Origin of the sequence: Parazoarcus communis SWub3 = DSM 12120 (assembly GCF_003226565.1) — a bacterium.
Lineage (GTDB): Bacteria > Pseudomonadota > Gammaproteobacteria > Burkholderiales > Rhodocyclaceae > Parazoarcus > Parazoarcus communis.
Window position 1 is genome coordinate 488437 of record NZ_QKOE01000001.1, and the last position, 23166, is coordinate 511602.

Consider the following 23166-nt stretch of genomic DNA (forward strand, 5'->3'; position numbering starts at 1 on the left):
AAAGTTCAGTCCAGCACTTCAATGGTGTGGCACTGGTTGGTATAGATGCACAGATCGCCCGCAATCGTCAGTGCGCGGGAAACAACCTCCTGCGGCGACAACTCGGTATTCTCGATCAGCGCACGCGCGGCCGCCTGGGCATACGCCCCGCCACTGCCGATCGCAACGATACCCTGCTCGGGTTCGAGCACATCGCCATTGCCGGTGATCACGAGAGAATGCTCGCGATCCGCCACCGCGAGCATGGCCTCGAGCCGACGCAGCATGCGGTCGGTACGCCAGTCCTTGGCGAGTTCGACGGCACTGCGAAGCACATTGCCCTGGTGTTTGTCGAGCTTGGCCTCAAAACGTTCGAACAGGGTGAAGGCGTCCGCGGTACCGCCAGCGAATCCGGCCAGGATGCGTCCCTGGTAAAGCGGACGCACCTTGCGTGCCGACGCCTTGATGACAATGTTGCCTAACGTGACCTGTCCGTCCCCACCCAATGCCACGCGATTGCCGCGACGTACCGAGAGGATGGTGGTGCCGTGATACTGTTCCATAGTAATTCCTTGCCGTTAGGGGAGAATGCGACGCCTGCCCTGTGGCGGCGACAGAATCAGGGGCGAAGGGTCACCTGGGCAACCTGATCCACGCTCATGACCCTGAGCAGCGCCCCGACCATGGCATTTACATTCTGCAGGATCACGAGTTTACCCTGAGTCTGCAGCGTCGCAAGGACGTTGAACAAGGTGCCCGCGCCCACAAAGTCAATCCGGCGCAGGCGACCGCAATCGACCGTGACCACCTGGCACTGCGACGCAACCGCAGCCAACTTGCGGATGGTTTCGTTGGAGGCGCCGGTCAATTCACCTTCGAACCGGAAGCCCTCGTCGGCACGGGCGGCCCCCTCAAGCGCGGCCTGCGCTGCGGCCGCCTGCTGCTGGGCCTTGAACTCCCAGGACGGAGGCGACTCTTCAAACGTTACGGCATAGTCGACAGCCAGATTCTCAAAGCGCTCGTGCTCGCCGGTGTACTGTAACAATTCCAGCACCAGCAACCAGATATCGCGCCCTTCGGCCCGCCCGGGCGCAATCAACCCATCAAGCATGTTGACCAATTGTGCCGGGTTGAGGATCGCCACCTTCACCCGATCGGCAGCAAGCTGCGTCAAGGCCTTGCGCAACAAGGTACAGCCGGTTTCATCTGCCGAGCGCAAGCGGCCGACGTCGATCCGGATGCCACCACTCTTGCGTCCAATCACGCAGATTTGCTGAAACTGCGGTTCTGCCTGCCCGGAGAGGTTACCTGACAGATTGACCAGCGGTGCAACATCGGCCTTGCGGCGCTCGGACTGCGCAGAGAGATCCTCCCAAGGAGGAGGAGAGCGCTCAAAACGGGTCGCGTAATCAAGCACACGTGACTCGAAGCGCTCGCGCTGACCAGTCAGCCGGTAAAGATCCAGCAACATCATCCACAGCCCTTCACCTGCGGTATTGGCCGAGTCTCCCAGCACCCCATCGAGGACACGCTCGGCCTCCAGCACGTTTCCGTTGGCATAGAGCACGGCAGCCTCCTCGAACACGGCGCCGATACCCGCTCCGACCTCCTGCACCTCCACCAGCCCCGCGCATTGCGCCAGAGCCCGATTGACGTCTCCGCCGGAAAAATCGAGCGTCGACAACTCGGTACGCTGGGAAGGCGGCGGCGGAGACGGTGGCGTAGATGGACGCACCGGGGCCGACGCAGGCGCCGCCTGCGGCGACACACGCGCCGGATCTACTGGGGGTTTCTTGCCAAAGAAGGAGAGCGCCACGCCTGAATCAACCTGAAATCGTTCGGGATAAGAGCTGGGGATTCCGTAGGCAAGGATAGCACCAGCCCAAGCCTGGATGCGCATACGACATCACGATTGAACACCGGAATGCGCACCGATACGAATGCTTACCTTTAGCGGATACCTTGCAGCGAATGTACCACTTGAGATCGCCACGGCTCAGCTAGAATGCTGCGATGCAAACGATTCCTGAAAACGACGACCCGAAAGGCGCCGCCCGCTTCGTCCTGCCCGTCCGAGTCTACTACGAAGACACCGACGCCGCAGGAGTCGTGTATTACGCCAACTACCTGCGCTTCTGTGAGCGCGCACGCACCGAATGGCTGCGTGCGATCGGGTTCGAACAGCAACGCATGCTGGCTGACGACGGTCTCGCCTTCGTCGTGCGCTCGGTCAAGGCGGACTACCTTGCACCCGCCTGCCTCGATGATGCGCTGTCTGTCGTCAGTACGCTGAACGAACTGCGCCGGGCCAGCATCACCTTCGGCCAGCAGATTGTCCGGGGCAGCGAACTTTTGTTCGATGCATCGATCCAGATCGCCTGCGTCGACTGGAATCGTCGCAAACCTGCCGCCCTGCCGGCAGCCATCCGCAGTCAACTCGAAACCCTTCAAGCCGTATGACCGTCACTCACGATCTCTCCATCCTCAGCCTGATCAGCCAGGCCAGCGTACTCGTTCAGCTGGTAATGGCACTGCTTGCCGCACTGTCCCTGATCTCGTGGTACTGGATCTTCCGCAAGTGGTTTCAGATTCGTGCCGCGCGCACCAAGACCAATGAGTTCGAGCGCGACTTCTGGAGCGGCGGCGATCTGAATGCGCTGTTTCAGTCGGCCACCGCCGGTCGCCACCAGAGCGGCGGCATGGAGCGGATCTTCGAAGCAGGCTATCGCGAATACACCAAGCTGCGCGCGAAGAGTCACGATCATGGCGCCACCATCGACGGCGCACGCCGCGCCATGCGTGCCACCTACCAGCGTGAAGTCGACGACCTGGAAGCCCATCTTGCCTTCCTTGCCTCAGTTGGATCCGTGTCACCCTACATCGGCCTGCTGGGCACCGTCTGGGGCATCATGAACTCCTTCCGCGGCCTGGCCAATGTCGGCGCAGCCACGCTCAACCAAGTGGCCCCCGGCATCGCCGAGGCGCTGGTCGCCACCGCAATCGGCCTGTTCGCTGCCATCCCCGCGGTCGTTGCCTACAACCGCTTCGCGCACGACATCGACCGTATCGGCATCCGCTTCGAGAGTTTCATGGAAGAATTCTCGAACATCCTGCAGCGCAACCTGCGCTGAGTTGGGGAGCCGCTAGTCATGCGTCAACGCCGCCTGATGAACCAGATCAACGTCGTGCCCTACATCGACGTCATGCTGGTGCTGCTGGTCATCTTCATGGTGACCGCTCCCATGGTGCAGCCGGGCAACATCGAAGTGCCCTCGGCCGGACCACTGGCTGCCCCCCCCTCCGAGGCAATGATCATCGAAGTCGGCAAGGACGGCAGCCTCGCGTTGCGCGAAACCAGCAATGCGAGCGCCCGCAAGCTGACCGAGATCGAATTCCAGCGTGCACTCCAGACTGCAATGGCAGCCAAGCCGGAGCAATCCTTCCTGGTCAGAGCGGATTCGTCCCTGCCTTACCAGAAAGTCATCGACGTGCTCGAAGCCGCGCGCGAACTTGGCGTACGCAAGATCGGCCTTGAGACCCGTTCCAGCTCGGGCGGCAAATGAACGAACGCAACACCCCTCAAGAACAGCCCGGCAAACTGGCCTCGCTGGTCCTGACCATCACCGTTCACCTTGGCCTGGCGCTGTTCCTGTTCTTCGGCGTCAACTGGCAGAGCAAGCCACCCGCTTCACTGGAAGTCGAGCTGGTGGCCGCGCCGCCGCCAAGCCGTCCCGCTCCGATACCGGAGCCGAAGCCCGAACCGCCCAAGCCCGAGCCCCCAAAGCCCGAGCCGAAGCCGGAGCCGCCTAAGCCCGAGCCCAAACCCGAACCACCGAAACCGGAACCAAAACCTGAGCCGCCCAAGCCAGTGGTCAAGCCCGAGATCGCCACCAAGGCGCCGGAAAAGAAGCCCGAACCACCCAAGCCTGAGCCCAAGAAACCGGAACCCAAACCCGAACCGAAAAAGCCTGAGCCCAAGAAGCCCGAACCCAAGCCCGAGCCGAAGCCTGAACCCAAAAAACCCGAACCCAAGCCCGAGCCCAAGAAGCCCGTCGAGCCCCCGCGCGATGACTACATGACCAAACTGCTTGAGCAGGAACGCGAGCGCACCCAGGTCGAGAACATGCTTCGCGCCGAAGCAAACCGTGCTGCAGCAGCCCGCAACCAGGGCGCCATCGATGCCTACCAGAACGCGATCCGGACCAAGGTTCGCGGTAATCTGCTGCGTCCGCCCGGCCTCACCGGCAACCCCGAAGCCATCTTCGAAGTTGACCAGTTGCCGACCGGCGAAGTACTGACCATCCGCCTGAAGCGTTCGTCGGGGGTACCGGCACTGGACGACGCCATCGAGCGGGCAATACGCCGCTCCAGCCCCTTGCCGCTACCCACGCAACGGGAACTTTTTCAGCGTACTCTGGAACTTAAGTTCCGTCCGCTGGATGAATGATCCCGCTCCATGGCTATAATCCGCCATTACGTTGTGCACCACACCATGACCAAGATCATCGCCACCTTCCGTCTGCTGATCACAGCCGCTCTTGCCACCCTGGCACTGACGGCGCACGCGCAATTGTCGATTGAGATTACCGGAGCAGGCGCATCCCGCTTCCCGGTCATCATTCCGGTGTTCGAGAACGAAAGCAGCCTGCCGCGCAGTGTCTCCGACGTGGTTCGAGCCGACCTCGAACGCAGCGGCCTGTTCAACCTCGTCAGCATCGGCCCGCTGGCAGTGCCGGAGTCGCGAGTACCCGACCTGGCCGCCATGCGCGAGCGCGGGGGTGACGCGGTACTGGCTGCATCGGTGCTGCCCATGGCAGATGGCCGCTTCGAGATCCGCTTCCGCCTGTTCGATACCCAGAAGCAGACCGAACTGGGGGCAATGTCGCTGGTGATGGCACCTGCCCAGAACCGTCTGACCGGTCATCGTATTGCTGATTTCGTCTATGAGAAGCTCACCGGTCAGCCGGGCTACTTCGCCACCCGCATTGCCTACGTGGTCAAGTCAGGCCCGCGTTTCGAATTACAGGTGGCCGATGCTGACGGCTTCAACCCGCAAGCCGCACTGGTCTCGCGCGAACCCATCATCTCGCCGGCATGGTCGCCGGACGGGCAACGTCTGGCTTACGTATCCTTCGAAGCCAAGAAGCCCATCGTCTATGTCCACACCCTTGCCACAGGGCAGCGTCAGGTTGTCGCCAACTTCAAGGGCTCGAACTCCGCACCCACCTGGTCACCCGATGGCAGCCAGCTCGCAGTCGTGCTGACCAAGGACGGCCAGTCACAGCTGTACGTGCTCAATGCTGATGGCTCGGGCGTACGTCGCCTGGCCAGCTCGGCCGGCATCGACACCGAACCAGCCTGGTCACCCGACGGTCAGTGGATCTACTTCACTTCCGATCGCGGCGGCAGCCCCCAGATCTACCGAATTTCCACCAGCGGCGGCACTGCGCAGCGGGTAACCTTTGACGGCAGCTACAACGTGACCCCCCGCCTGTCGGCGGATGGCACGCTGCTCGCCTTCATCACCCGCAACAACGGCCGCTTCCAGGTGGCCGTGCAAGACCTTGCCAGCCGCCAGACAACGATCCTCACCGATTCGGCACGTGACGAATCCCCAAGCTTCGCGCCAAATGGCCGCATGATCCTCTACGCCACCGAAACCGGCGGGCGGGGGGTGCTGGCGGCTGTTTCCTCCGATGGCCGGGTGAAGCAACGCCTCTCGGTGCAGGCCGCTGATGTACGCGAACCCGCCTGGGGTCCGCTGCAACGGTGATTCACTACTGTCGTACCTACAACTGCTGTCCCTTGTACAAAATCAAACTGGAGATACATCCATGAAGAAACTGCTGTTGCCCGCCCTGCTGTCCGCCCTGCTCGCCGCCTGCTCCAGCACCGGCACTGATACCGCTGGCGCCAAGGTTGAAGATCGCACTGGCGCTGGTGCCGGCGTTGCTACCGTGACGGCCCCGAGCATGTCCGGCTCTGGCATCGCCGCGCTGACCGACCCGAACAACATCCTGTCCAAGCGCAGCGTGTTCTTCGACTTCGACAGCTTCGTCATCAAGGCCGAAGCCAAGCCGCTGGTCGAAGCCCATGCCCGTTTCCTGGTGCAGAACCCGCAGATGAAGATGCTCATCCAGGGCAACACCGACGAGCGCGGCAGCCGCGAGTACAACCTCGCACTGGGTCAGAAGCGTGCCGACGCCGTCCGTCAGGCGCTGACCCTGCTGGGCGCCAAGGACAGCCAGATCGAGTCCGTCAGCCTGGGCGAAGAGAAGCCGCGCTGCACCGAAGCCACCGAGTCCTGCTACGCTCAGAACCGCCGCGGCGACATGCTCTACTCGGGTGAGTTCTGATGAAACGCCTCCTGCCACTGGCGGTGCTTGCCGCCTTGTCTCTGGCCGGACCCGCACAAGCGGGTCTGTTCGATGATGTGGAAGCTCGCCGACAGGTCAGCGACCTGAGGCAGGAGTTGGAAGGCCGGCTCGAAACGTCCAATCGCGGGCAACTCGAGTTGGCCAACCAGAATCAGGAGCTTCGGGCTGAAGTCGCGCGTCTTCGCGGCCAACTCGAAGTACTGCTGAACGAAGTCGAAACCCTGAAGCAACGCCAGCGTGACTTCTATGTCGATCTCGACACTCGCATGCGTCAGCTTGAAACCGCAGGTGCACAAGCCGAGCCGGCCGCCTCGCTCGACCCCGCAGCGGAGACTGCCGACTACGAAGCTGCCCTGACCCTGCTACGTGACAACAAGCCACGCGAAGCCCAGGCTGCATTCGAAGCCTTCATCACCAAGTATCCTGAAAGCGCCAACCAGTCGGCAGCCAACTTCTGGGCGGGTAACGCCGCGCTGCAGAACCGCGATACCGCTGCAGCCACGCGTTTGTTCAACACCGTGCTGGGCAAGTGGCCCAACGACCCGGTAGCCCCGGACGCCATGCTGGGCCTTGCAAACAGCCAACAGGCCGCGGGCGATGCGCGCACCGCACAGCGCACCCTGCAGACGCTGATCGAACGCTACCCCACATCCAACGCAGCACAGGCAGCAAAGCAGCGCCTGGCCAAGCGCTGACCCCATGGCTGTTTCGCTTGCAGATCGAGCCGCCAAGCTGCGGCTCACCGAAATTTTTGCTTCATTGCAGGGCGAGTCCACCCGCGTCGGTCTGCCTACGGTCTTTGTCCGCCTGACCGGCTGTCCGCTACGCTGCACCTGGTGCGATACTGCCTACGCTTTTCAGGGCGGTGAGGCCTCGACCGTCCAGACCGTCATTGACGAAGTCGCACGCCACGGTCTGCAACACGTCTGCGTCACAGGTGGCGAGCCACTCGCACAGAAATCCTGCCTACCGCTGTTGAGCGCCTTGTGCGATGACGGCTATTCGGTATCGCTGGAAACCAGCGGCGCCCTCGATATCGCTGGCGTCGACCCGCGTGTCTCCCGCATCATGGACTTGAAGGCACCGGGTTCAGGCGAGGTCGACAAGAACCGCTTCGAGAATATCGCCTGTCTCAGACCCAGCGACGAAGTCAAGATCGTGCTCGCCGACGAAGCCGACTACCAGTGGGCGTGTGCCCGCATCGCCGAGTACGACCTTGCAAGGCGCTGCACCGTGCTGCTGTCCCCCGTTGCCGGCGACCTGGCGCCTTCAACACTCGCCGACTGGATCGTCCGCGATCGCCTGCCTGTGCGTTTTCAGCTGCAGTTGCACAAAGTGCTGTGGAACGACGCTCGCGGGCGTTGATCCCGTCGTACCATAAGCCACTCCTCAGCATCACCGAGCCCCTCTCATGAACACCACCCCTCGCGCCGTCGTCCTGCTGTCAGGCGGACTGGACTCAGCCACCTGCCTCGCCATCGCCCGTGACATGGGTTTTGAGACTTACGCGTTGTCAGTGGCGTACGGTCAGCGTCACGCAGCCGAGTTGACCGCCTCCAAGCGTGTTGCCGACGCGCTCGGCGCCAGGGAGCACCGCCTGGCCCGGGTCGAACTGGGGCAGTTCGGCGGATCTGCATTGACTGATGCCAGCATCGCCGTACCGGAGGACGGCGATACTGGCGGCATCCCGGTCACCTACGTGCCCGCACGCAATACGGTCATGCTGTCGATCGCGATGGCCTGGGCAGAAGTCCTGGATGCCCGTGACATCTTCGTCGGCGTCAATGCGGTGGATTATTCCGGCTATCCCGACTGCCGACCGGCCTTCATCGAGGCTTTTCAGGCGATGGCCAACCTGGCCACGAAAGCCGGGGTCGAAGGTCACGGACTGCGCATCCATGCACCACTGATTGAACTCTCCAAGGCCGACATCATCTGCCGCGGCAGTGCGCTCGGTGTGGATTACGGCCTCACCGTGTCATGCTACCAGGCAGACGACAGTGGCCGTGCCTGCGGGCGATGCGACGCATGTCGCCTGCGCCGAGCCGGCTTCGACGCTGCCGGCCTGCCGGACCCAACGCCTTATCAGCACAGAAACGGCTGATTTCAAATAGAATCGCGGGTCGCCCTGCAACGGACCTGCATCATGGAAGAACCCCTGGTCGCTGCCGCCACCATCACCTCGCTCGCCTTCGCGGTGGGCGTCGTATTTGGATTCATCGGCAACAAAACCCATTTCTGCACCCTGGGTGCGGTATCGGACGTCATCAATATCGGTGACTGGAATCGCGCCCGCATGTGGATGCTGGCCATCGCCACCGCCATCCTTGGCACCGCCGCGCTTGGCCTGGCCGGCATGCTCGACGTTTCCAAGTCAATCTACACCACCGGCAAGCTGACCTGGCTCTCCCATATCGTGGGCGGCGCCTGTTTCGGCATCGGCATGACGCTGGCGTCGGGCTGTGGCAGCAAGACGCTGATCCGCATCGGTGGCGGAAACCTGAAATCGCTGGTTGTGTTCATCGTGCTCGGCATCAGCGCCTACATGACCATGCGCGGCCTCTTTGCCGTGTGGCGGGTACGCCTCCTGGACAGCGTTGCAGTCGATCTCGATCATGGCCAGGACATCCCCGCCTTCCTCACCCACGCGGGGCTGGAAGCAGACACTGCCCTGCTCATTGCCGCTGCAGTCATTGGCGGTGGCCTGCTGCTTGCCGCCCTGATACGACGCGACGCCTGGCGTAGCGACGTGCTGATCGGCGGCCTGGTGATCGGCGCGCTGTCCGTTGCAGGCTGGTACGTCTCCGGTCATATCGGCTACGTCGCAGAGCATCCCGAGACACTGGAAGAGGCCTTCATCGCCACCAACAGTGGCCGTGCCGAGTCGCTGACCTTTGTCGCGCCCGTCGCCTATACCCTGGAGTTGCTGATGCTGTGGAGCGACAGCAGCCGCGTACTGACCTTCGGCATCGCCAGCGCACTTGGCGTCGTTGTCGGCTCTGCGCTGTACGCCCTGCTCAGCAAGGGCTTCCGCCTCGAAGGCTTCCACACCGCAGACGATCTCGTGCGCCATCTGGTTGGTGCCGTCCTGATGGGCTTCGGCGGTGTCACCGCGCTGGGTTGTACCATCGGTCAAGGCATTACCGGCTTCTCGACGCTGGCCATCGGCTCCATCCTGACGACACTGGCCATCATCGCCGGCGCCGTGGTGACGATGAAGGTCCAGTACTGGCAGATGATGCGCGAGGCTTGAACGGAGGCGCTCAGCGGCACCTCCCGCCCCGGCAAGTTATTCGAGATCGGCCAACGGATGACTGCCTTCCTTGCCCGGCGCCAGGAAGGACTCGATCCGGGCGCGATCCACCGCGCTCACCGAGTCGTCCTGCCAGCGCGGTGCGCGATCCTTGTCGATCAGCAGGGCGCGTACCCCCTCGGCAAAATCCGGTGCCATCGTGGCTGCAACCGATACCCGGTATTCCAGCCGGAACACCTCGGCCAGCGACAGATGGCGAGCGCGTTGCAGCATCAGCGAGGACAGCACCGCGGACGACGGCGCACCGTGCGCAAACGTCTTGCCTGCGGTCGCCAGCCAGGGGTCGGCGTCCGCTGCCAGCGCCTGCAGGCGAGGCACAATGGCATCCAGACCACGGCGCCCGATCACCGTGTCGATGCGGTCGTAATGCATCCGCAGCCTGGATGGGGACAGGCCTTCCTCATCGCACATCTCATCGAGCAGACGGCTGAGGTTGTTGTGGTTACTGTCCGCGTTGCGACTCCAGCAGGTAGCCGACAAGGCCGACAGCACGGCATCATGATCAGCCTGTGCCAGAACAAAATCAGCCAGCCCGGCAAAACGGGCATCTGCCGCATTGAGTTGCGCACCGGTCAGCGCCAGGAACAGCCCGGTACGACCGGGCATCCGGTTCAGGAACCAGCTGCCGCCGACATCGGGATACAGTCCGATGGTGATTTCCGGCATTGCCATACGCGTCTGGTGGGTGACAACGCGGTGTGAAGCGCCCGCCATCAGCCCGATGCCGCCCCCCATGACCACACCGTGACCCCAGCACAGGATGGGCTTGAGGCTGGTATGGATGCGGTAGTCCAGGCGGTATTCGCGCTCGAAGAAGGCCGGCACCACCGCAGGGGCTGCACTGGCTCCGGCGGCACGTGCGGCGACAATCTCGCGCTGCAATGCGCGCACATCGCCCCCAGCGCAGAAGGCGCGATCGCCAGCTCCGTCGATCACTACCCCGACCACGGCCGGGTCGGCCAGCCAGCGGTCAAGTTGCGGCGCCAGTCGGTCAATCATCTCCAGCGACAGGGCATTCAGGGTGGCCGGCACATTCAGGGTGGCATGGCCAAAACGACGGCCGCAGGCCGTGGGAATCTCGCGCAACAGCACGCAATCGTTCATCTGGGGTTTCTCCGGGTGAGGTCAGGCAGAGGGGCGCACATCATGGGCGGTGCACCGCAACAGGCCTCCACTATGCCATCGACTCAGATGCCGGGCGACAGGAGCACGCCAGTCCAGCCTCACCCGGGCTGGCAAGCGCGCCGCACAGAAACACAAAATGTAGTCACATCAAAGCCATCATAAACTACGAGTAGTAGGTCAATATTAACGCCAGGCTTGACGGGCCTATCAAGCCGACGTAAGGTTCAGCCCGTCGAGGCTGCCCGACGATGGTCGGGCAAGGGAATCCGGTGAGACACCATCAGGCGTCAAATCCGGGGCTGCCCCCGCAACTGTAATCGGCGAGTCCGCCGCCACATCGTGCCACTGGACGGGTGCTCCGCACTCTCCGGGAAGGCCGGCGAAGGACGACGACCCGAAAGCCAGGAGACCTGCCCGACATCCTTTCAACGCGTTCGGGGCGGGGTGTCCCCCAGCAAGAGGCATGGTCCAGTCCATTTCACTTGTCCTTCGTGTCGTCGTCCGCTGCCCGCGCACACCGTGCGCCACGGCTGCCAGGGTGATGCCACGCGCACCGATCGCAACGTTCATTTCGCTGCCCGAGGACACGCCCCCATGGACCGATTCCCGATCGACCCAACCTTAGCCGCTTTCCAGGTCATCCGCCGCAACGGCGCGGTGGTCTCCTTCGACCCCAGCAAGATCGGCGTTGCAATGACCAAGGCCTTTCTCGCCGTCGAAGGGCGTCAGGGTGCTGCATCGGCGCGTATCCGCGACATTGTCGGCAAGCTTACCGACACCGTGGTGCAGGCCCTGACCCGCCGCCTGCCCGACGGCGGCATGGTACATATCGAGGACATCCAGGATCAGGTCGAACTGGCACTGATGCGTTCGGGCGAGCATGACGTCGCCCGCGCCTATGTGCTGTACCGCGAGCGCCGCTCGGCCGAGCGCGCCGCCGAAAGGGCCGCCCACACAGGCGACCCGACGGTCACGACCGTGCTTCACGTCATCGACGGCGACCACCGTCGTCCGCTCGACGTCGCCGGGCTGCAGGCGATGTGCCGCGAGGCCTGCGCGGGACTGGACGACGTATCAGCCGACACGGTGCTCGAACATGCCATGCACAACCTTTACGATGGCGTGCCGATCGACGCCGTGCGCCAGTCACTGGTGCTGGCCGCCCGCACCCTGATCGAGCGCGAGCCCAACTACGGTTTTGTGGCCGCCCGCCTGCTGCTGGCAGCAATCCGGGTGGAAGTGCTGGGCCGCGAGACCTCGCAGACCGAGATGGCAGACCCGGAGCGAGGTTATGCCGGCTACTTCCCGCAGGCCATCGACCGCGGCATCCAGGCCGGCCTGCTCGACCCGCGCCTGGCTGAATACGACATCGCCCGTCTGGCTGCCGCACTCGACGCCCAGCGCGACCATCAGTTCGAATACCTCGGCCTGCAGACCTTGTACGACCGCTACTTCCTGCATGTGGATGAAACACGCATCGAGCTGCCGCAGACCTTCTTCATGCGCGTGGCCATGGGTCTGGCGCTCAACGAGATCGACCGCGAGGCACGCGCCATCGAGTTCTACATGCTGCTGTCGTCCTTCGACTTCATGAGCAGTACGCCAACCTTGTTCAACAGTGGCACCCGCCATTCACAACTGTCTTCCTGCTACCTCACCACAGTGGCCGACGACCTCGAAGGCATCTACCAGTCGATCAAGGAAAACGCCCTGTTGCAGAAGTTTGCCGGCGGCCTGGGCAACGACTGGACCCCGGTACGTGCGCTCGGCAGTCTGATCCGGGGCACCAACGGCAAAAGCCAGGGCGTGATCCCCTTCCTGAAGGTGGTTAACGACACCGCAGTGGCGGTCAACCAGGGCGGCAAGCGCAAGGGGGCGGTATGTGCCTACCTGGAAACCTGGCACCTGGACATCGAGGAATTCCTCGAACTACGCAAGAACACCGGCGACGAACGCCGCCGCACCCACGACATGAACACCGCCAACTGGATTCCCGACCTGTTCATGAAACGGGTGATGGAAAACGCCGAATGGACGCTGTTCTCGCCCGTTGACACCCCTGACCTGCACGAACGCTACGGGCAGGACTTCGAAACCGCCTACCGCAGCTACGAGGACAAGGCCGCACGTGGCGAAATCAAGCTCGTCAAGCGCGTTCCTGCGGTGCAGTTGTGGCGCAAGATGCTGACCATGCTGTTCGAAACCGGCCACCCCTGGATCACCTTCAAGGATGCCTGCAATCTGCGCTCGCCACAGCAACACATGGGCGTGGTGCACAGCTCCAACCTGTGCACCGAAATCACCCTGAACACCTCGGACACCGAGACTGCGGTGTGCAATCTCGGCTCGGTAAACCTGCCGGCCCATCTGGTGCGCGATACCGACAGCAACGGCAACGACAGCTGGCGCCTCGACACCGACAAGCTGCGCCGTACCGTGCGTACCGCAATGCGCATGCTCGACAACGTCATCGACATCAACTACTACGCCACCCCCAAGGCACGGGCCGCCAACGTCCGCCATCGCCCGGTCGGTCTCGGCATCATGGGCTTCTCGGATGCGCTGCATGTGATGGGTCTGGCCTACGCCAGTGACGCCGCGGTTGAATTCGCCGATCGCTCGATGGAAGCGGTCTGCTACCACGCTTACTGGGCATCGTCCGAGCTGGCTGAAGAGCGTGGCCGCTATTCGTCCTTCCGCGGCAGCCTGTGGGACCAGAGCATCCTGCCGCTGGACAGCCTCAAGCTGCTGGCCGAGGGCCGCGGCCGCCTGAGCGAGGGTGGCGGCGCGCTGGTCGAAGTCGATCGCTCGGCGACACTGGACTGGGACGCCCTGCGTGCGCGCATCGCCCAGCACGGCATGCGCAACTCCAACTGCGTGGCCATCGCCCCCACCGCCACCATCTCCAACATCGTTGGCGTGTCCGCGTCCATCGAGCCGGATTACCAGAACCTCTACGTCAAATCCAATCTGTCGGGCGAGTTCACCGTCGTCAATGCGCACCTCGTGCGCGACCTCAAGGCCCTGGGCCTGTGGGACGAAGTCATGGTGGGCGACCTGAAATACTTCGACGGTTCGCTCGCCCCCATCGACCGCATCCCCGCTGATATCAAGGCACGCTATGCCACCGCGTTCGAGATCGACCCCGCCTGGCTGGTGGAAGCTGCCTCGCGCCGGCAAAAATGGATCGATCAGGCACAGTCGTTGAACCTGTACGTGGCCGCGCCCTCCGGCAAAAAGCTGGACGAGCTCTACCGCCTGGCCTGGCTGCGCGGCCTCAAGACCACCTACTACCTGCGCACCCTGGGCGCCACCACCATGGAGAAGACCAGCGCCGGAAGCCCCCATGACCAGGCCCAGCCTGACCAACGTACGGACGCAGCCTCTGTCAGCATCGCCCCCAGGGCCTGCTCCATCCTCGACCCCGATTGCGAAGCCTGCCAGTAAATAATGAGTGCCTTCAACTTCAACGACTGGGACACCCCTGCCCCCACCCACACGCCGCACCCCACGTCGGCGCAACACGCCGCTGCAACGGGTCTGACCAAGATCGGCAACACCGAAACCGCCCTCACCGATGGCCGCCCCGGACTGGACGCCGATGCCACCCGCAACCCGGCCCTGCTTGCGCCGGACGCGCGCCCGGGTGCGCTGGCGGCCGTGCGCGCCAGCGACAAACGGGTGGTCAACGGCCAGGGCGACATCAACCAGCTCGCCCCTTTCAAATACCCCTGGGCCTGGGAGTTCTTCCTCAATGCCAACCGCAACCACTGGACGCCACTGGAAATCTCCATGGCCCAGGACGTGCACGACTATCACCACAAACTGACGCCGGCCGAACGCCATGTGTTCGAGAACGTGCTGTCCTACCTCACCACCTCCGACATCCTGGCCATGCGCAACATCGGCCTGGCAGTGATGGAAAAGATGACCGCCCCCGAACTGCAGATCTACCAGGCACGGCAAGTGTACGAAGAGGCCCTGCACACGTGGACCTACCAGCACTGCATCGAAACCATCGGCCTGGATCAGCAGGAAATCTACAACCGCTATCGCGTCGTCCCCGAAATCCACGGCAAGATCGCGCTCGCGAACCGTCGTCTGGAGCGCGTCATGCGCTCGGACTTCGACTTGAGCAAGCGCGACAACCTGCACGAGTTCGCCCTCTCCTACCTGTTCTTCGCCGGCATCTTCGAAGGCTGCTGGTTCTACAATGGCTTCACCCCCATCTTCGCCCTGCAGCGCCGAGGCCTGATGAAGGGCACAGCCGAACAGCTGCAGTACATCATGCGTGACGAAGTACTGCACTGCGCCTTCGGCATCCGCGTCGTCCGCACCCTGATCGCCGAAGAAGAACTGGAACTGGACCCACACGCCATCACCCAGCTATGGCAAGAGGCCGAAGCCTGCGAAAGTGCCTACGCCAGCTACCTGTTGCGCGACCCCATCCTGGGCTACTCCGCCAGCCAGCACATGGCCCAGTTCCGCTTCATCGCCAACCGCCGGGCACGCCAGCTCGGCCTGACCGAACCCTATCCGGGTGCAGAGAACGCGCTACCGTGGCTGGACGAACAGGCCAACATGCGCAAGGAGAAGAACTTCTTCGAAACCCGGGTGACGGAGTATCAGACGGGTGGGGCCTTGAGCTGGGACTGAGTGGCAACCATGGCCGACTTGCCCCGTCGGCCATCTCCCGACGACAGCCCCAGCCCGCGGTCACGGCTATCCTTCCCTGCTTCTTCAACCTGGCGCCGCCCTTCGTGGGGCCGGGAGCCCCCCTTGTTGCCTGCGGTCGAGCGGCTTCCTTTGTGCCGCAGGTGCCAGCGCGGAATACGTGTAGTGACCGACTGTGGTGTCAGAGTACTGCCGATGCGCATCCCGGAGGTAAAGACGGGTCGTATGGATGACGCCTGCACTCGATTGAGCGCAAGATATGCAGATGCCCGGAAACAAGCTGTATTCAGGCGCAAAACGGTCATCTGAAAAGCAAGCACAAAAGACAGGTTTCCCATGCACACAATGACGAACGCGGCCGATCTGCTGACCCAGACGCTGGAGCAGGCAGTGGATGCAGTGGTGATGATCGATGAGCACAATCATGTCATCCTGTTCAATGCAGCCGCAGAGCGACTGTGGGGGCGGCCACGCGAACAGGTGCTGGGGCGGAATGTTGCCATGCTGGTACCGGCCGGGATTCGCGCCCAGCACGATGGCTTCATCCAGGCCAATCGCGACACAGGCATAGACCGTATCGTGGGCAGCAGTATCGAGTTACCGATCGAGCGTGCGGATGGCTGCATCGTGTGGGGTTCGATGTCGATCTCGCGCATCCGCATGCCCGAAAAGACGCTCTATACCGCATTCGTCAAGGACATCACCGAGCGGCGCCAACTCGATGAAACCCTGAAGCTGATGTCTTTGTGCCTGAACGAAACCGACAACGCCGTGATCGTGACCGATGCGGAGGAACGCATCCTGCACGTCAATACCGGCTTCACCCGCTTGTTCGGCTGGTCGCTGGACGAAGCCCGCGGACAACGGCCGCAATCCCTGTTGTTTGCCCACCCTTGCTGCCCGCGCCGCCACTTCGATGACATTGAGACGGAGTTGAGCCTTGGTCGCAGCTTCCGTTCCGATGAACTGGTCTGCGACCGTACGGGCCATCCGCTTTGGTGTTCCATGGTGCTCAACCCAATTGCGGCCCCAGGCGGCGGGCGCAGTCATACCGTGGGCATCCTGACCGACATCACCCATACCAAGATGCACGAAGTGCTACAGCACAAGGTGCTGGCGGCCATGGCCCGTGAGGCATCACTGACCGAGGTGATGAACCTGGTCTGTACCGAGGTGGAGCATGTCGCCCCGGAGATCACCGCAACAATCCTGCGTGTCGACAATGACCAACGCCTGCGCCCGCTGGCAGCCCCCAGCCTGCCGCCTTCCTATTCGCACGCGCTCGACGGCGCCCCAGTCGGTCCGAATGCCGGCTCCTGTGGAACCGCTGCATTTCGCGGCGAGCCAGTTCTGGTCACGGACATCGCGCGCGATCCGCTCTGGGCAGACTACAAGCACCTGATCCTGCCACTGGGCCGCAAGGCCTGCTGGTCGAGTCCGATCAAGGCGCACGATGGCCGCGTACTAGGCACCTTTGCCTTCTACTTCAAGGAATGCCGCGGACCTGACCGCCTGCACGAGCGACTGGTCGAGGTCTGTGTGGACTTATGCGCACTGGCCCTGGAACGCGAGGAAAGCCGAGCCCGCATCCGCCAGTTGGCGTTCTATGACCCCCTGACCGGCCTGCCCAATCGCAGCCTTCTGCACGCTCACGCTGATCAGGCCATTTCACGTGCAGCGCGCAATGACGAGCCGCTGGCTGTGCTCTTCATCGATCTCGACCGCTTCAAGCAGGTCAACGACTCGCTCGGCCACCCTGCTGGCGATGAACTGCTGCGGATTGCGACCCGGCGTCTGCAGGACGAGGTCCGCGACGCCGACATTGTCGGACGCCTTTCGGGCGACGAGTTCGTCGTCGTGCTGACTCAGTGCGACAGCGCACGTGCAACCGATACGGTCGAGCGCTTGCTGGCCGCGCTCAGCACCCCCTGCCAGCTTGGTGACGTGGTGCTGACTCCATCAGCCAGCATCGGCATCAGCCTGTTTCCGGACAACGGGCGGGACATGGAAACCCTGCTCCATCACGCAGACATGGCCATGTATCAAGCCAAAGGCGGCGGGCGAGGGCGCTTCAGCTTCTTCAGCGACGAGATGAATGCACTTGCGCAGGAACGACTGGCGCTTGAAGCCGCACTGCGCGAGGCCTTGTCAAAAGGTCAGTTGCAACTGCATTACCAGCCTCAGCTCGACCTCGAGAGCGGCCAGCTCTATGGCGTAGAAGCCCTGGCACGATGGACGCATCCGCAACTTGGCAACATTTCGCCGGTGCGTTTCATCCCACTCGCAGAGGAATGCGGGTTGATCGGAGCCCTAAGCCAATGGGCGCTGCGCGAGGCCTGCCGCCAACTGGCGGACTGGCGCAGCCGAGGCCTGGTCATCCCGGCCGTGTCGGTCAATCTGTCTCCAACCAACTTCCATAACCTGGAGCTGCCCCGTGCGATTGCCGAAACGCTGCGCGCGCATGCACTGGCGCCGTCCGACCTGACCGTGGAGATCACCGAGAGCGTGCTGATGGATACCCATCCCAGTACCCTGAAAACCATTGCCGAGATCCACGCTCAAGGCGTCAGGCTGGCGATGGACGACTTCGGCACTGGCTACTCCAGCCTGGGTTATCTGCGCCAGCTACCGGTCACCGAGCTGAAACTGGACAAGAGCTTTGTCAGCAGCCTGAACGATGACCACGCAACCCGTGCCCTGACCCATGCAGTCATCCGTATCGGCGACAGCCTGCGCCTGACGGTGGTTGCAGAAGGCGTCGAAACCGCTGCACAACGGAGCATCCTGCGCTCGCAGGGCTACCATATCGCGCAGGGCTACCTGTTCTCGCCACCGCTGCCGGCCCCCGCTCTCGAGCGCTGGCTGCAGGCTCGCGCCGACGCAACATCCTGAGCCCACACACCCTGTGTATTTCGCACGCTCGGGTATAGTCGGGCACTCAAGCCACTTTGCCACACGCCATGCCGCCCGTACTCCAAGCCCCACTCATCGTACGCGTCCTGCTGCTACTGATCTTCGCAGCCGGCGTCTACTTCTTCGGCGGCTTTCTGGTCCCCGTGCTTGCTGCGCTGATCATCGGCTTTGCCAGTTGGCCGCTCTATCGCCGGGTGGTCCAGACCTGCAATGGCAACACGACACAGGCGGCGACCATCGCACTGCTGGTGGTCATCTGCGCCCTGATCGCTCCGCTCTCGATCGCCCTGCACTATGCACTCGACGAAGCAAGCGGGTTTGTACGCTGGGTGCTGGAGGCGAACCGGATGGGCGCGCCGCCACCGCAGTGGATCGAGGCCCTGCCGATGATCGGCGAGCGTCTCGCCGGATACTGGCGACAGCACCTGAGCCAGCCCAACGCACTTGGCCACTGGGTACAACTGCTCAGTGGCGAACACCTGGGAGACATTTACCGCACCGCACTTGCCGCAACCCGTGACCTGTTTCATCTGGCACTGACGCTGTTGTTCATGCTGATCACGCTGTTCTTCGTATACAAGGACGGTGCGCGGATCGCCGCCCAGCTCGATATTGCAGGCGAACGCATCCTGCCACTTCGCTGGCAACGGTTCTCGCGTGTCGTACCGACAACGGTCAGCGCTACGGTCACCGGCATGGGTCTGATTGCGATCGGAGAGGGCGTGGTGCTTGGAATTGCCTACGCAATCGCCGGCGTACCGTCCCCGGTGTTGCTCGGCGTCGTCACGGGTTTCATGGCCCTGATTCCGGGCGGCGCACCCCTGAGCTTCACCTTGGTATCGCTCTATCTCGTTGGCTCGGGCTCGCTTGCCGCAGGCGTCGGGCTATTCATCTGGGGAACGGTCGAGTTGTTCATCGTCGACAAGACCCTGCGCCCACGGCTGGTGGGCGGGCCGGTAAAGCTACCCTTCCTGCCCACCTTCTTTGGCCTTGTCGGCGGCGTACAGACCATGGGACTGGTGGGGCTTTTCGTCGGCCCCGTTCTGATGGCGTTGTTGGTCGCTGTCTGGCGTGAATGGTTGCTGGGCGTGCAATCGACCCCGCTTCCCTTGGCCAACTTACCCGCCCAAGCCGATCCTGTTCCAAACCAGCAGATGCGCGGCAACATCGATCGATAAGCAGATTTCTTGACCGAAGAAAAATTCACCATTATAATTTTGCACTCTTTCGGGGGTCGTTAGCTCAGCTGGTAGAGCAGCGGACTTTTAATCCGTTGGTCGCAGGTTCGAATCCCGCACGGCCTACCACCGAATTAAGTCAGCAAATCAAGGGTCTTGGGCAACCAAGGCCCTTTTTGCTTTCGGCGACAGCACCCCAAAACCCTGCCGGGAGGCAGATTGGGAGGCAGGATAGAGGCCGGATGACCGCGGAACAGGGCGCTTCATTGCGCCCCTAAAGCGTCGATATAAACGACAGGCTCTAGACGAAATCCACCCACACCGGAGGATTTCGATGAAACACCTTGAACCGCTAGACGCCGTCCCCCCCCCTGCCCACTCCTTCGCGAAGGGGGACTGACCATGGCCAGCATCTACCGCCACCGCGACGGCTGGCAAGCCAGTGTCACCATCCAGGGCCACAACGTCAAAAAGAACTTCACACACCAGAGTGATGCGAAGGCCTGGGCAGAGGCCACCGCCACAGAACTGCGAAGCGCCCATGAGCCTCATCTGGGCGGCCCCACCCGCGTCACCCTGGCCGAGACACTGTTCGAGTATGCTCAGCATTACACCATCGCCAAGAAAAGTGCCAAGAGCGAACTGGACCGCATCAACCGCTACCTGGGCGCTGCCGGCCTGCCGCGCCTGAAACTGGTCAAGGGCGAGCAAGGTCAGCGCGAACTCGAAACCCTTCCACCGACCCTTGACGACTGCGAGCTGCCCCGTGCCTTTGCCGCACTGCGTGGTGCTCGCTGCGAGGCTCATAGCGCTACGGCGGCCGTACGTGCCCAGCTTGCCAAAATGAAAGTCGCACGGCTCAAAACGATGGACTTTCGCGCGTTCATCACCACAATGACCAGCGAGGGCTTGTCGGGCAGCACCGTACAGAAAGAGATTGCTCTGCTCAAGCACGCCTTCAATATGGCCATCAAGGAATGGAACTGGAGCGCCTTCGCCAACCCACTCACCGGCGTCAAACTTCCCTCCTGCTCCCCTGGGCGAGACGTGGTGATGAGCCAGGAGCGTGAGGCAAAGCTACGTACAGCCTTGGCTGAGTGCGATAACCCCTTCATCCTGCCGCTCTACGACCTGGCTGTCGAAACCACGGCACGGCGCGGCAGCCTGCTCAATCTGACCTGGGACCGGGTCGACCTTACCGAGCGCTACATCCTGCTTTGGGACACCAAATCGGGCCACAATGTCACCACGCCGCTGACTCTGCGCGCCGTCGAAATTCTTGGCGCCCTCAAGCGCGAGGCGCACGACAGCCGAGTTTTCCCGGTCACAGCCAACGCACTGCACAAAGCTTGGACTCGCGCTTGTGAGCGCGCTGGAGAAGTCGACCTGCACTTCCATGACGCACGCCACGTAGGTACCACGCGTCACGCACGACGCCTTCGCAACCCCGACCTTTTGCGCCAGATGACCGGCCACCGCTCGAACCAGATGCTCGCGCGCTATACGCATCTGATGCGTGAAGATGCACTGGAAATCCTCGACGAAACCGAGCCTTCGCCACCGACACCGGTCGAGGCTCAACAGCCCTCCTCCTACGAGGCACGTCGCAATGCACGACTCCAGCGCCAAGCTGGAAACCGGGGCACCCAATCAGATGACGACGGGGGCATCATTATTCAGACCCAGCCCCCCGCGCCACGGCCGACGACCCCGCCACACCAAGAGCGCACCAGCGTCGATTCTGCTGCGGCGAGCGAGGAGCGCACCGTCGTCGTGGTCGACTTCGGAAAGCGCCGACGCAGTGCTTGAGCATCTGCGCCAAGTGCGGCGCATTTCGGGTTTGCGGTCAGCGCCCTGACTGCCACCTGAATGCGCCGCTGCTGCACCTCACTGTAAAAAATGCTGCTCAGCCGCGATACTGGTAGAGTCGAGCGAGGCGCAGCGCACTTACCCTTCCTCGCTCTCTGTTCCCTGGTCCCGTGCATCTTTCCATTACATCACCCCTTGCAGTATGGTCATCACAGAATCACTGGCCAAAGGCCTTCGAAGCGCATTCTGGCAGTATCTCGAAGATGAGAATGCGAAGCTGCTCGACCGAGTAACAGCTACTGCGTTGAAGCCCGCAGGAGACCTCTCGAACCCGAAGCAAGCCAACAAGTTCTTCCGCCAACTCGACGCGGCGGCCTCGAGTCCTGTCGTGCTGCACAAGGAAGTGACCGGGCGACGCAAGAACGCTGTTTGGTGGTCGATTTTTCTGCACTGTGACGAAGCTCACCCGTTCAACAGCTGGAACGAGTAGGCCCTGCGCTTTGACTCTGACCGTGTCAGCGCCTACCCGCAAGACGTGCAGGAGACCTGGCTCACTACCCTCATCGGTGAGCACTGTGTGGCAAGGCTGTTCCAACGAATGCCCTGGACCGAGGTCCCCAAGCCCAAGGATGTTTTTCCCGAATTGCGCGAGCTCGCACTACTGGTGCCGTGGTACGCGATGGTTGACCGCCTCTTGGCCCACGAAAACGACAGCGCGACTCTCACGGCGTTCATCCCCACAAGTCATGGCGCATTTCTTGGCGTTCACAATCCCAACGACTCGGGACTCATGGAACTGAGGACGTTTATCGGACTGCATCAGATGGGAGACCGCCAGAAGGCACTCTGGGCGGCGCTTCGCGAGGCACATGGCACCAATCCGTTTGGCACGCATCTGGGCGATTTCATGCGACCTGGCAACCGGAAGCAGAAAGAGGTGCTCATTGCCCGCCATCAGGCGTTTGTGAATACCTATAACGCGCTAGTGCAGTACGCCGACCTCCTCGGCACGGAGGTACTCGCCGAGCACCCCAGTCTCGCACTGGAATCCCAGCTCGAGCAGGCCTCCCCAGGGTAAGGCGCCGCATCAATACAACGACGGCCTCTCCAACACCGCGAGAGGCCGTCGATTTCTCGCACTCGGGGGCACGGAGGTACAGGTTACAAGCCCGTTCTGTGCCGCCCCGAGGGCCGAACGCATCACACCACTTCAGCTTCGGTCACCGTCAAGCGGCTCATCGCGTAATTTCGCCCTTCATCCCGGCCAGCCGAAGCACATTCCAAAACATCGCTGAGAGCTAGCTCTTCGACCTCAGTGAGTTGCGTGAGCTTCGTATACACGCGAGCCGCACCCGAGCGAGCTTCCAATGCTTCAACCTCCTCGTCATCGAGGAACCCTAAGCCCACAGCATCGAGGTAGCGCTTGGCCATTACCCCCCTAGCCTGAACATCGAAGGTTGGACAATCAAAGGCATCGAGCAAAGACTCCACCTCCTCAGCAGTGAAACGACCCTTCAAGCCAATGGATGCATTGTTGATGAGTTCAAAGTACCTTGCGAGCGAAACGGCTGCTGCGAACTCACGGGAAACCATGCTGCCTTCGTGAGCCTTCAGGCAGCTCTCAACTAGATTCGTTTCGCATTTGTTCCCATCCTCCCACACTTGAAAAAACCACTCCTGCATCGCAGCGCGCTGCTCGTTTGAATATGGGTTCGGCACGCTGATTTCTGCTTGATTCATTTACATCTCCAATTTTCGATTACCTCCCAGTCTGGAGGCGGTTATTGCAGCCCGGTAA

General features: G+C 62.4%; 21 protein-coding genes, 1 tRNA gene and 1 riboswitch. Of the genes, 18 read left to right on the top strand and 4 right to left on the bottom strand.

Annotated features, from left to right (window positions below):
• Window positions 1–5 precede the first annotated feature (5 nt).
• Both hslV and DNK49_RS02310 read right to left on the bottom strand, forming a co-directional pair.
• The gene (gene hslV, locus DNK49_RS02305; protein ID WP_110522682.1) at window positions 6–542 is read right to left on the bottom strand and encodes an ATP-dependent protease subunit HslV; all 537 of its coding nucleotides are present in this window, start codon (window positions 540–542) and stop codon (window positions 6–8) included.
• Window positions 543–598: 56 nt separating this feature from the next.
• Entirely contained in the window at window positions 599–1795 is a 1197-nt protein-coding gene (locus DNK49_RS02310; RefSeq protein WP_243632208.1) for an STAS domain-containing protein, read from the bottom strand.
• Window positions 1796–1992: 197 nt separating this feature from the next.
• Here DNK49_RS02310 and ybgC point away from each other — a divergent pair, with 197 nt between their 5' ends.
• From ybgC to DNK49_RS02360, 10 genes are all read left to right on the top strand, one after another.
• The gene (gene ybgC, locus DNK49_RS02315) at window positions 1993–2439 is read left to right on the top strand and encodes a tol-pal system-associated acyl-CoA thioesterase (RefSeq protein WP_110522684.1); all 447 of its coding nucleotides are present in this window, start codon (window positions 1993–1995) and stop codon (window positions 2437–2439) included.
• Entirely contained in the window at window positions 2436–3110 is a 675-nt protein-coding gene (tolQ, locus tag DNK49_RS02320) for a protein TolQ (RefSeq protein WP_110522685.1), read from the top strand. The genes ybgC and tolQ overlap by 4 nt, the downstream gene beginning before the upstream one ends.
• A gap of 18 nt (window positions 3111–3128) precedes the next feature.
• On the top strand, window positions 3129–3542 hold the full coding sequence (locus tag DNK49_RS02325) for an ExbD/TolR family protein (protein WP_110522686.1): 414 nt from the start codon (window positions 3129–3131) through the stop codon (window positions 3540–3542).
• Entirely contained in the window at window positions 3539–4426 is an 888-nt protein-coding gene (locus DNK49_RS02330) for an energy transducer TonB (RefSeq protein ID WP_110522687.1), read from the top strand. The genes DNK49_RS02325 and DNK49_RS02330 overlap by 4 nt, the downstream gene beginning before the upstream one ends.
• 45 nt (window positions 4427–4471) lie before the next feature.
• Window positions 4472–5752, top strand: coding sequence for a Tol-Pal system beta propeller repeat protein TolB (gene tolB, locus DNK49_RS02335; RefSeq protein ID WP_110522688.1), 1281 nt, complete (start codon window positions 4472–4474; stop codon window positions 5750–5752).
• 61 nt (window positions 5753–5813) lie between these two features.
• Window positions 5814–6335 carry a peptidoglycan-associated lipoprotein Pal gene (gene pal / locus DNK49_RS02340; RefSeq protein WP_110522689.1) on the top strand — a complete coding sequence of 174 codons (522 nt, stop codon included), beginning with the start codon at window positions 5814–5816 and terminating at the stop codon, window positions 6333–6335.
• Entirely contained in the window at window positions 6335–7051 is a 717-nt protein-coding gene (gene ybgF, locus DNK49_RS02345) for a tol-pal system protein YbgF (RefSeq protein ID WP_110522690.1), read from the top strand. The genes pal and ybgF overlap by 1 nt, the downstream gene beginning before the upstream one ends.
• A 4-nt stretch (window positions 7052–7055) precedes the next feature.
• Window positions 7056–7721: a 7-carboxy-7-deazaguanine synthase QueE gene (gene queE, locus DNK49_RS02350; protein WP_110522691.1), complete on the top strand. Its 666-nt coding sequence runs from the start codon at window positions 7056–7058 to the stop codon at window positions 7719–7721.
• A gap of 46 nt (window positions 7722–7767) precedes the next feature.
• Entirely contained in the window at window positions 7768–8460 is a 693-nt protein-coding gene (queC, locus tag DNK49_RS02355; protein WP_110522692.1) for a 7-cyano-7-deazaguanine synthase QueC, read from the top strand.
• Window positions 8461–8502: 42 nt separating this feature from the next.
• Complete coding sequence (locus DNK49_RS02360; RefSeq protein ID WP_110522693.1) at window positions 8503–9609, top strand: YeeE/YedE family protein; 1107 nt, start codon at window positions 8503–8505, stop codon at window positions 9607–9609.
• A gap of 36 nt (window positions 9610–9645) precedes the next feature.
• Here the strand turns inward: DNK49_RS02360 and DNK49_RS02365 are convergent, their stop codons facing one another.
• Window positions 9646–10773 carry an enoyl-CoA hydratase/isomerase family protein gene (locus tag DNK49_RS02365; RefSeq protein WP_110522694.1) on the bottom strand — a complete coding sequence of 376 codons (1128 nt, stop codon included), beginning with the start codon at window positions 10771–10773 and terminating at the stop codon, window positions 9646–9648.
• A 238-nt stretch (window positions 10774–11011) separates the two neighbouring features.
• Window positions 11012–11226, top strand: a riboswitch (cobalamin riboswitch).
• A gap of 162 nt (window positions 11227–11388) precedes the next feature.
• Here DNK49_RS02365 and DNK49_RS02370 point away from each other — a divergent pair.
• From DNK49_RS02370 to DNK49_RS02405, 8 genes are all read left to right on the top strand, one after another.
• Window positions 11389–14241 carry a ribonucleoside-diphosphate reductase subunit alpha gene (locus tag DNK49_RS02370; RefSeq protein WP_110522695.1) on the top strand — a complete coding sequence of 951 codons (2853 nt, stop codon included), beginning with the start codon at window positions 11389–11391 and terminating at the stop codon, window positions 14239–14241.
• A gap of 3 nt (window positions 14242–14244) precedes the next feature.
• Window positions 14245–15450 carry a ribonucleotide-diphosphate reductase subunit beta gene (locus DNK49_RS02375; RefSeq protein WP_110522696.1) on the top strand — a complete coding sequence of 402 codons (1206 nt, stop codon included), beginning with the start codon at window positions 14245–14247 and terminating at the stop codon, window positions 15448–15450.
• A 354-nt stretch (window positions 15451–15804) separates the two neighbouring features.
• Entirely contained in the window at window positions 15805–18360 is a 2556-nt protein-coding gene (locus DNK49_RS02380) for an EAL domain-containing protein (RefSeq protein ID WP_110522697.1), read from the top strand.
• Window positions 18361–18428: 68 nt separating this feature from the next.
• Complete coding sequence (locus DNK49_RS02385) at window positions 18429–19559, top strand: AI-2E family transporter (RefSeq protein ID WP_110522698.1); 1131 nt, start codon at window positions 18429–18431, stop codon at window positions 19557–19559.
• 53 nt (window positions 19560–19612) lie between these two features.
• Window positions 19613–19688, top strand: a tRNA-Lys gene (locus DNK49_RS02390).
• A 273-nt stretch (window positions 19689–19961) separates the two neighbouring features.
• Window positions 19962–21368 carry a tyrosine-type recombinase/integrase gene (locus DNK49_RS02395; RefSeq protein WP_110522699.1) on the top strand — a complete coding sequence of 469 codons (1407 nt, stop codon included), beginning with the start codon at window positions 19962–19964 and terminating at the stop codon, window positions 21366–21368.
• A 202-nt stretch (window positions 21369–21570) separates the two neighbouring features.
• Entirely contained in the window at window positions 21571–21858 is a 288-nt protein-coding gene (locus DNK49_RS02400) for a hypothetical protein (protein WP_110522700.1), read from the top strand.
• Window positions 21859–21966: 108 nt separating this feature from the next.
• A complete protein-coding gene (locus DNK49_RS02405; protein ID WP_133255073.1) occupies window positions 21967–22446 on the top strand; it encodes a hypothetical protein in 480 nt (159 codons plus the stop codon).
• A gap of 122 nt (window positions 22447–22568) precedes the next feature.
• Here the strand turns inward: DNK49_RS02405 and DNK49_RS02410 are convergent, their stop codons facing one another.
• Window positions 22569–23108 (bottom strand): hypothetical protein, encoded by a 540-nt coding sequence (locus DNK49_RS02410; protein WP_110522702.1) that lies wholly within the window; start codon window positions 23106–23108, stop codon window positions 22569–22571.
• Between the last annotated feature and the right edge of the window lie 58 nt (window positions 23109–23166).

Bases quoted from the DNA above. Each gene is read 5' to 3' on its own strand.
- DNK49_RS02410 (WP_110522702.1), bottom strand. From the start codon at position 23,108: ATGAATCAAGCAGAAATCAGCGTGCCGAACCCATATTCAAACGAGCAG.
- pal (WP_110522689.1), top strand. From the start codon at position 5,814: ATGAAGAAACTGCTGTTGCCCGCCCTGCTGTCCGCCCTGCTCGCCGCC.
- tolB (WP_110522688.1), top strand. From the start codon at position 4,472: ATGACCAAGATCATCGCCACCTTCCGTCTGCTGATCACAGCCGCTCTT.
- DNK49_RS02360 (WP_110522693.1), top strand. From the start codon at position 8,503: ATGGAAGAACCCCTGGTCGCTGCCGCCACCATCACCTCGCTCGCCTTC.
- DNK49_RS02375 (WP_110522696.1), top strand. From the start codon at position 14,245: ATGAGTGCCTTCAACTTCAACGACTGGGACACCCCTGCCCCCACCCAC.
- DNK49_RS02405 (WP_133255073.1), top strand. From the start codon at position 21,967: ATGCCCTGGACCGAGGTCCCCAAGCCCAAGGATGTTTTTCCCGAATTG.
- DNK49_RS02385 (WP_110522698.1), top strand. From the start codon at position 18,429: ATGCCGCCCGTACTCCAAGCCCCACTCATCGTACGCGTCCTGCTGCTA.
- queC (WP_110522692.1), top strand. From the start codon at position 7,768: ATGAACACCACCCCTCGCGCCGTCGTCCTGCTGTCAGGCGGACTGGAC.
- DNK49_RS02380 (WP_110522697.1), top strand. From the start codon at position 15,805: ATGCACACAATGACGAACGCGGCCGATCTGCTGACCCAGACGCTGGAG.
- DNK49_RS02330 (WP_110522687.1), top strand. From the start codon at position 3,539: ATGAACGAACGCAACACCCCTCAAGAACAGCCCGGCAAACTGGCCTCG.
- tolQ (WP_110522685.1), top strand. From the start codon at position 2,436: ATGACCGTCACTCACGATCTCTCCATCCTCAGCCTGATCAGCCAGGCC.
- DNK49_RS02365 (WP_110522694.1), bottom strand. From the start codon at position 10,773: ATGAACGATTGCGTGCTGTTGCGCGAGATTCCCACGGCCTGCGGCCGT.
- ybgF (WP_110522690.1), top strand. From the start codon at position 6,335: ATGAAACGCCTCCTGCCACTGGCGGTGCTTGCCGCCTTGTCTCTGGCC.
- queE (WP_110522691.1), top strand. From the start codon at position 7,056: ATGGCTGTTTCGCTTGCAGATCGAGCCGCCAAGCTGCGGCTCACCGAA.
- ybgC (WP_110522684.1), top strand. From the start codon at position 1,993: ATGCAAACGATTCCTGAAAACGACGACCCGAAAGGCGCCGCCCGCTTC.
- DNK49_RS02325 (WP_110522686.1), top strand. From the start codon at position 3,129: ATGCGTCAACGCCGCCTGATGAACCAGATCAACGTCGTGCCCTACATC.
- DNK49_RS02395 (WP_110522699.1), top strand. From the start codon at position 19,962: ATGGCCAGCATCTACCGCCACCGCGACGGCTGGCAAGCCAGTGTCACC.
- DNK49_RS02400 (WP_110522700.1), top strand. From the start codon at position 21,571: ATGGTCATCACAGAATCACTGGCCAAAGGCCTTCGAAGCGCATTCTGG.
- DNK49_RS02370 (WP_110522695.1), top strand. From the start codon at position 11,389: ATGGACCGATTCCCGATCGACCCAACCTTAGCCGCTTTCCAGGTCATC.
- hslV (WP_110522682.1), bottom strand. From the start codon at position 542: ATGGAACAGTATCACGGCACCACCATCCTCTCGGTACGTCGCGGCAAT.